Genomic DNA, 810 nt, shown 5'->3' with positions numbered 1-810 from the left:
CAACGGTTTTGTGTATGATTTCGTTGCGTGTTTAAGCATTAAAGTTAGCAAATAAATCACAGATAGAAAGTCCGCGAGGACTTTCGTAAGTAGGCTATAACTAGCAATGAATTATACACATTGTTGCCAGTAGTACTTATTATTCAGTTGTTAAATATCCATTGATAATTTCAGACTTCCGCCTAATCCTTCTCGGATAATTCGCATCAAAGTCGAAAGTCGAATATCACTTGCGTTATTCTCGATTCGAGAAATATAGTTTTTAGTAGTTCCAACTTTTTCGGCAAGCTGTTGTTGGGTCAAATGTTGTTTTTTTCTCGCCTCTTGAATTAAAACTCCAATTTTAAATGTTTCAAATTCTTCTTGAAATTCATCACGAGATTCAGTTCCGATTTTTCCGTACTGCTCGTCCAAATGGTCATCAAAGGATGTAATTTTTTTATCTGTTTTCATAATATTCCTTTTTTAATCGTTCCGCTTTTTTAATTTCCTTCTTGGGTGTTTTTTGCGTTTTCTTTTGAAATCCGCTCAACAGAATTATTAAATTCCCTTTGTCGAAAAAGCAAAAAATTCGGAATATTCCATTTCCTGCTGAAATTCGCACTTCCCAAAGTCCGTCAGTATTCGTAAGGTTTTTTAAAAATTTTTCTGGAACAATTCGAGTATTTCTCAAAAGTAAAAGTGTCCAGTCAATTTTCTTACGAACAACGAGCGACTGTTTTAAATAGAAATCTTTAAAGTGGTTTTCGTAAAATCCTATTTCTCTTTTAAATTCGCTCAATTGATTAGTCGTTAAATTCAGAACAAAGT

General features: G+C 33.1%; 2 protein-coding genes. Both read right to left on the bottom strand.

The annotated features are described in order from the left end of the window. Positions 1 to 150: 150 nt before the first annotated feature. Positions 151 to 453, bottom strand: a complete 303-nt coding sequence (locus tag WA340_RS02585; RefSeq protein ID WP_099542951.1) for a helix-turn-helix domain-containing protein — start codon at positions 451 to 453, stop codon at positions 151 to 153. Further along, the coding region (locus WA340_RS02580; RefSeq protein ID WP_336127164.1) for a type II toxin-antitoxin system RelE/ParE family toxin at positions 440 to 810 on the bottom strand (371 nt) is incomplete at its 5' end. The genes WA340_RS02585 and WA340_RS02580, both read right to left, overlap by 14 nt.

This window comes from Mesoflavibacter sp. CH_XMU1422-2, from assembly GCF_037029245.1.
GTDB classification, from domain to species: domain Bacteria; phylum Bacteroidota; class Bacteroidia; order Flavobacteriales; family Flavobacteriaceae; genus Mesoflavibacter; species Mesoflavibacter zeaxanthinifaciens.
This window is presented reverse-complemented; position numbering and strand designations above follow the sequence as displayed.

Bases quoted from the DNA above. Each gene is read 5' to 3' on its own strand.
- WA340_RS02585 (WP_099542951.1), bottom strand. From the start codon at position 453: ATGAAAACAGATAAAAAAATTACATCCTTTGATGACCATTTGGACGAG.